The following is a 6295-nucleotide window of genomic DNA, read 5'->3' on the forward strand; positions in this document are numbered from 1 at the left end:
CCGCTGTCCAACGCGGCCCACCGCCTCAGCTGGTCCGAGTGGAGACGACGTCATCAAGCCCGATCACGCACCAGTCACTACCGGCGACAAGCCGCCACTCAGTAATGAAGATCACGATCTACAGCTGGAGTATTAGAGTGCCTCACATGACTGATGATCGAATGATGCGTCACTTCTCCGGCCACTCCCACGCCCACAGCCAAGAGACCACAACCGTCCTTGAATTGGACGGTGTTGTCGTTACCGTCAGCGTTGACGACGATGGGACCTTGTGGACCTGCGACCTCACTGGTGGTGAGTGCGCCAGAGCTCGACGCTGCCGGCCCGGAAGACGATTGGTACTACGAGAACGGCGCGTGGGACGACGACGAGGAGATAGAGGACGACGAGGACGACAGGCCGAAGCTCGAATCGGACGCTTTTGAGGTCGTCTCCGTCTTGACGGTGGCGCATCTGGACGGGCGTCCCGTGGTCGTGACAGGCGGCGGCCGGTTCGACCTTTCCCATCCCGACCTTGAAACGATGGGAGGGGCTGTGCGTGTCTGGGATCTGCGCACCGGGCGCAAGATCGGCAAGACGCTGACCGGTCACGCGCTGGGCGTCTACTCGCTCACTACCGTTGCGTCCGACCAGGGGCTGATCGCCGTCAGCAGCAGCGAGGAAGGCAAACTGCTGGCTTGGAACCTGACCCGGGGAGGTGAACAGGTCGCGGAAATCGACGGCAGTTACAACGGAGGAATGGGGGCCGGTCTCGTCGGCGGCCGGCCGGTCGCCATCACCGGCGGCCACGACGACTTCCTTCAAGCCTGGGACCTCCTCACCGGGGTGCAGATCGGCGAGAACCTGACCGGTATCGAGCCCGTTGTGCGAGCCATCGCGATCACCGAAGTGAACGGCCGGGCAGTGGTGGTGGCCGGCGGCGATGACAACGCGCTGCACATGTGGGACCTCATGAATCAGGAGCCGATCGGGTCGCCCATGACGGGCCACACCGACGACATCGGGATGCTTGGGACCGCTCAAGTTGCCGGGCGCACCATCGCTGTGACCGGAAGCGGTGACGGCACCACCCGTGTGTGGGACCTGGCCGATGGCCGGCAGATCGGAGATCCGCTGACTGGCCGCCTCTATATGGTCACCGAGGTAGCAGGTAACCCGGTCGCCGTCACCGAGGGCAACGACATCATCCGCGTGTGGGACCTGAATCTCGCCACCCGCTAGCCCTGACACCTCCCGTAACCCGACACCTCGGACACCGCGGCTCGCCGGATTCAGCCAGTATTTCACCGTCGTCCAGCGGTCTTCTGGGCTGCCGGAGTTCGGGTGAGGCGTCGGGTCATGAGGTGATGAGTGACCAGGTCAGTTGGGCTTCGCTGTGTTGTGGGAGGCGGTCGTATTCTCTTACGTTGCGGCGGGCGTTCATGATCCAGCCCAGTGTCCGTTCTACATTCCAGCGGCGGGGCAGGACGACGAATCCCTTGGGTCGGCGGCAGCGGAATTCCTGTGCTGCGCTGGGCCTGATCGGGCACGATCAGCGAATGGGCATGTTGGACGCTGTCGCCGGCAGAGTCGCTGCTGGAGCAACCCCAGCAGAGAGGCGTCGGAGGCCCGTTGCTGGTCGGGAACGGGCCGGGCCGGAAGGACGTGGTGCCGGGCCCGGAGGCGTTCGATCTCGGCTCTCAGGTCCGGTTGGTTGTAGAGCCAGGACCCGGGAGACGCCCGCTTCGCGGGGGACGGTCTCGAACGTGATCACGATGCCGATGGCGTCCATCCGACGCAGGGCGGCCTTTGCGCGTCCGCGGGCAGCCGCGGCCCGCTGTCGAGCCGCGGCGACGATCAGGTGGGAGTTGTCAGCTCGCACTCGTGGCCTCCCCGCCCTCGTCCTGGCCATCCTCCAGCTCGCGGACCATGCGGTTGAGGCTGTCGGCGACCTGCTGGTTCATCTCGGCGCCGCGGGCATGGCCGAAGCTCTTAGCGTTGTCGATCAGCGTCAGGGTGCGGGTCCGCTGTTCGCGGAGCTCGGGCAGGAACTCGGGCCCGGTGAGGAAGACCGGGCAGATCAGGCAGGCGTTGGCATACGGGCAGGTCTTCTGAACAGGCAGCCCGCAGTAACCGTTGGGCAGGGTCTGGGTGGCGATGCCGTAGCGGGTCTTGGCCCACTGGGCCTGGCCGAGCGGCACGTCGGCGTCGAGGTGACGCGCTCGCCCTTGATGTTGACCTTCATCGCCGCCTCCCAGCGGCGCCGGACGGTCTGTTACTGGTGAAAGGCAGTACTGATGGGCTGCGCCATTCCTCAGCCGCACCGGAAGCACACCGCAAGCTGCCTCAACTGAGTGCAGAGAGACTCCGAACATCCCGCCAAAACAGCAGTCGTGTGATCATGCCCGCATGACAGCTGGTCGGATCATCTTCCTCAACGGCACGTCCAGTTCAGGAAAGTCGAGCATCGCTCGGGAACTGCTCAACGTTCTCGACGACGGCGTCTTCTTTCATCTGGCGGTGGACAGCTTCAACGCGATGCGCACCAAGCGCAACCTCGGCCCAGAGGCACTCGACACGGCGCTGCGGCGGACCAGGATGGGCTTCCACCGCTCGATCGCGGCCATGGCCGAGGTGGGCAACGACATCGTCGTCGACCACGTTCTCAGCGAGCCATGGCGGCTGCTCGATTGCCTGTCGGTGCTGCGCCCCGAGAACGTGCTGTTCGTGGGCGTTCGCTGCCCGCTGGACGAACTGACGCGCCGCGAGCGGGCCCGCGGAGATCGCCCGCCGGGCCTCGCCGCGCGCCAGTACGACCTCGTTCACCGTCACGGCGACTACGACCTGGAGTGCGACACCAGTACGGCAAGCCCGCGCGAGTGCGCCGAGAAGATCAAGGACTTCCTTCCGCGCCGTCCGCAGCGCACCGCCTTCGCCCGCCTCCGAGATCGCTACTTGACGGGTAGCCATGAGTCAGGCCGCGTCGATCCGGGCAGCGCCTCAGCTCAGGTATGAGTTGCGGGGGTCTGCCGGGCCGCGAGGTAGCCGGTCCAGCTGTCCTGGGCGAGCGCCGCCCACTGATTCGCGGTGTTCCTGTGGACGCCGAACAGGTCGCTGATGATGATCGGCGGTAGTTCCCCGGCCATTCCGAACAAGGCCGTGTTGCGGGCGGCGATGGTGGGCAGGCCGTGCTTCATGAGTTGCGCCGACAGTGCCGTTGGGCTGCGAACGCGCTGGATGGCCGGGTAGAAGCAGCTCGGGATGCTCGCCGGTGAGCGGCCCAGGGCGGAGCGCGACCGGCCTGTGGTGATCTGCTGTTCTGAGCTTCGTCTCCGGAACACCGCGCGTCGGCGGGGAGGACGGGCCCAGGTGGTACGCATCTCCCGGATTGCCCGGAACACCCCCGCGGGTGCGGGCAGCAGGCCGTGCCCGCAATGACCGGCGCCACGATCGGGGGACCGTCCCCGAAGGTACGGGGAACAGACTGCACGACCTGCAGCTTACGAGCAGCGCAGTCAGCCCTCGAGCACATTCAGCGAACCGGGCAATGCGGCTCTCTGGCGGGTGACTTTTGTGCTGGACTTCCCCGTGGGACCGACCGCGCAGAATCCGCAGGCGCGATTAGGTAGACGGGTAACACTGGATCCACGAGGAGACCCCCAGCGGGGTGCACACATACCTCGTCCTCCTCCGGGAGACCGTCACTTCGGGCTCCACTGGGAAACGGGCCAGGCGTACTCATCAAAATTATCCGGGAGTTGTCCGCACGGAGCGTAAATGCGCACGGCGAGAATCCCGGTGGGTTTGTACCAGTCCACATCAACTTTGTCGCCGGTTTCCGGGTCTTGGTAGCGGAAGCCCATGTCGGAGACGTTCTCAGTGACGAGCTTCCAGCCCTGCTGCTCCAGCCGCCGTCGTACGCGCTCCTGCCCGGCGCGAGCAGTGTCCCTAGAGGTGTCCGTCACCCGCCACTCGAGTCCGAAGCTACGGACGTCGCTGCGGCCTTCATCAATATGGGCGATCGCCCGCAGCCCGCGCCAGTAGCAGGTGCCGGTCTGCACGCCGGCAGAGTTCACCTCGGGCCGACCTGGTAGAGCCACCTCGTCGTAAACCCGCTGGGCCTCCTGCTTGAGCCGCGCCGCGACCTGGTCGGGATCGGCCGCCGGATACGGTTGTCCGTTCCACACGCGGTAGCCGGCCACTGATATGCCGACGACGAGCAGGACGCCGACGCCGTACAGAACCGTACGAGCCCAGCGCTTGCTCAGCACGCTCCGATCCTGGTGTGGGTCGTGGTGATGGCCGCCGGGCAGGAATGGGGCGGTGCAGCGGTGACCGTGCTGGGGAAGGCTTGAATCGAGCACATGCTGCGGAGTGTAGAAGGCTGGACCACGCGGCGCGTAGGTTGGGCTACTCACATCGAAGTGAGTAGCCGAGCTGCGGATACTGGGAGCCAGGGGCGCCATAGGGGACCATCCCCGCGGGTGCGGGGTATTCGTCATACTGGGCGTCATCCATGGTCTGAATGCGGCGTACCTGCCCGCGCCGGCGGGGAGGACGAGAACGCCAACGTCGCCCAGCGCCGGTGCGGCGGAACACTCCTGCTTCGGCGGGGAGGACTGAGCCATTCGCGCGGCGACCAACGGTCACTGCGGAACACCCCCGCGCCGGCGGGGAGGACACTTCCTGACCCGCACCTCAGCGCCGGGATTGCCATGCCTTTACCGAAGCAGGGGCGGCCGGAGACGGAAAGCGCGCAGCACGGGACCACCGTACCCGCCGAGGTCGACAAGGCGTTGTCGCTGGTCTGTGCTTCGCTACAAACGCTTCGCCGAACTGACCAAGTAGGACACGGTGTTAGTCGTCGGCCCGGTCTGCCAACTCGCTGAGCCGGGCGATCTCCGCCGTGTGCTCGCTCATGCGAATGCTGGTGCCGCCGCCCGTCCACAGGATCGCGCCCACGACCGAGACCGGCACCGACAGGCCGAGGACGGCGAGGGCCTCCGGCCAGTCGCGTTCGGCTGCGCACGGCGATCCGCCCGCGCCCTCGTTGGCCGTGGCTCGCTCGGTGGTCAGTCGGGGCTCGCACTCGCGGTTGTCCCCCACCGTGTAAGGCATCACCAGCAGCACGGCACACCAGACCCACAGCAGCGCCGCCACCCCCAGCAGCACGAAGCCCCGGTTCTGGGTTTTTCTGGCGCGGGCGCGGAAGTCTATGTCGTACTGGAATGATCGCATGGCCGCCGAACATAGCATTCGACCTCCGTGACCGGCCGGATCTGGTCGTCATCGACCGCTTGCAGCTCCTGGGCGTCACCGCCGGGCCCTGGCGCGTCACCCGCCTCGGACATGTGGAGCCCGCGTCCATCCGGCTTGAGCAGATTGCGATCTTCGATTCGGTGTCGGACATACCTGGGCGGCATGCGGCGGCGGAGACCCGCCCCTTGCGTCGCAGGGGGGCCAGGGCAGCCCGAACCCGATGCATTTGCCTACGAGGTTGAGCGCTGACCAACAGTCAAAGATCACTGACTGCTGTGAAGCCGGCACTTATGCGGAATGGACGATCTGGTAGGCGTGCTGCCCAACCATCAGCGAGACAGAACACCTCTCCAGCGACGTGCCCGCCGGTAGAGGAGCGGGCCCCGCATCGCCGGCACCCCAGGGCGAGGCGGGCGGTACTCGCCCTGGGCCCGTCGCATGTCGGGCCCGTGCGGGCCACTGGTTGCGGTCTGTTCCACGAAGCTCAGTCCGGCCCGGCCGCGCGTGGTTCCGCGGGCGCTCCGCGGGCCTACGCGTTCTTCCGGCCGGAGCACCAGTCGGGGCCGGTTACGCGTTCGCAGACCTCGATGGCTTCGACGGCGTTCCTGTTGTAGGCGCGTGAACCGCACCCGTACGCGGATCCGTTGGTGTCGCTGATCTCCTCGTACCCGGCGCTCAGCCAGACTTTGACGTAGACGCCGTGGCCGTCCGGTTCGCGGTCGCACACCGAGACCATTTCCGCGATGAAAGCACTCCCGGAGTAGGCGTGCCACGCCTCCGCGTAGTCGTCCCCTTGGTAGACGCGGGGGATGACGCCCGCGTGTGCGGGCCCAGAAGTCAGAGCCGAAAGCCCGACGACGGCGGCAGCCAGTGCCAGAGCCTTCCCCGTTCTCCTTGCGGCGATGGCGATCTTACGTCTTCCCATGTCCGTGTCTCTCCTGGGCGTTGGCGATGAGTGGCGCTGTTGTCTCATGCGGCGGACCGGATGAGCTGACAGGGCCGCAGGGAATGATGGTGCTGCCGAGCAGTCGGGTTCCGTATCGGTGAGAACACAACC

7 protein-coding genes and 1 pseudogene are annotated in these 6295 nt (G+C 66.4%); 2 read left to right on the forward strand and 6 right to left on the reverse strand.

The genetic code is table 11. The features are described 5' to 3' along the window. The first annotated feature begins 294 nt into the window (after window positions 1-294). Complete coding sequence (locus tag ACWGI8_RS37030) at window positions 295-1221, forward strand: WD40 repeat domain-containing protein (RefSeq protein WP_453667825.1); 927 nt, start codon at window positions 295-297, stop codon at window positions 1219-1221. 62 nt (window positions 1222-1283) lie between these two features. Here ACWGI8_RS37030 and ACWGI8_RS37035 read toward each other — a convergent pair. Next, a pseudogene (locus ACWGI8_RS37035) lies at window positions 1284-1486 on the reverse strand (hypothetical protein); the annotation flags it as partial. 364 nt (window positions 1487-1850) lie between these two features. Then, window positions 1851-2180 carry a hypothetical protein gene (locus tag ACWGI8_RS37040; RefSeq protein ID WP_453667826.1) on the reverse strand — a complete coding sequence of 110 codons (330 nt, stop codon included), beginning with the start codon at window positions 2178-2180 and terminating at the stop codon, window positions 1851-1853. A 208-nt stretch (window positions 2181-2388) separates the two neighbouring features. Between ACWGI8_RS37040 and ACWGI8_RS37045 the strand changes: the two genes are divergently transcribed. Next, window positions 2389-2994: a chloramphenicol phosphotransferase CPT family protein gene (locus ACWGI8_RS37045; RefSeq protein ID WP_453667827.1), complete on the forward strand. Its 606-nt coding sequence runs from the start codon at window positions 2389-2391 to the stop codon at window positions 2992-2994. On the opposite strand, the gene ACWGI8_RS37050 is transcribed toward ACWGI8_RS37045, so the two are convergent. The 4 genes from ACWGI8_RS37050 to ACWGI8_RS37065 form a co-directional block, all read right to left on the reverse strand. Then, entirely contained in the window at window positions 2985-3176 is a 192-nt protein-coding gene (locus ACWGI8_RS37050; RefSeq protein WP_453667828.1) for a hypothetical protein, read from the reverse strand. The two genes, ACWGI8_RS37045 and ACWGI8_RS37050, sit on opposite strands and share 10 nt — an antisense overlap. A gap of 504 nt (window positions 3177-3680) precedes the next feature. Further along, window positions 3681-4250 (reverse strand): hypothetical protein, encoded by a 570-nt coding sequence (locus ACWGI8_RS37055; RefSeq protein ID WP_453667829.1) that lies wholly within the window; start codon window positions 4248-4250, stop codon window positions 3681-3683. Between the two features lie 586 nt (window positions 4251-4836). Then, window positions 4837-5217, reverse strand: coding sequence for a hypothetical protein (locus ACWGI8_RS37060; RefSeq protein WP_453667830.1), 381 nt, complete (start codon window positions 5215-5217; stop codon window positions 4837-4839). A 550-nt stretch (window positions 5218-5767) separates the two neighbouring features. Then, window positions 5768-6163: a hypothetical protein gene (locus ACWGI8_RS37065; RefSeq protein ID WP_453667831.1), complete on the reverse strand. Its 396-nt coding sequence runs from the start codon at window positions 6161-6163 to the stop codon at window positions 5768-5770. Window positions 6164-6295 lie beyond the last annotated feature (132 nt).

The organism is Streptomyces sp. NPDC054841, assembly GCF_053611045.1.

What these genes read in the sequence shown, in the direction of transcription:
- ACWGI8_RS37045 (WP_453667827.1), top strand. Translation starts at nt 2,389, where the DNA reads ATGACAGCTGGTCGGATCATCTTCCTCAACGGCACGTCCAGTTCAGGA.
- ACWGI8_RS37050 (WP_453667828.1), bottom strand. Translation starts at nt 3,176, where the DNA reads ATGAAGCACGGCCTGCCCACCATCGCCGCCCGCAACACGGCCTTGTTC.
- ACWGI8_RS37060 (WP_453667830.1), bottom strand. Translation starts at nt 5,217, where the DNA reads ATGCGATCATTCCAGTACGACATAGACTTCCGCGCCCGCGCCAGAAAA.
- ACWGI8_RS37065 (WP_453667831.1), bottom strand. Translation starts at nt 6,163, where the DNA reads ATGGGAAGACGTAAGATCGCCATCGCCGCAAGGAGAACGGGGAAGGCT.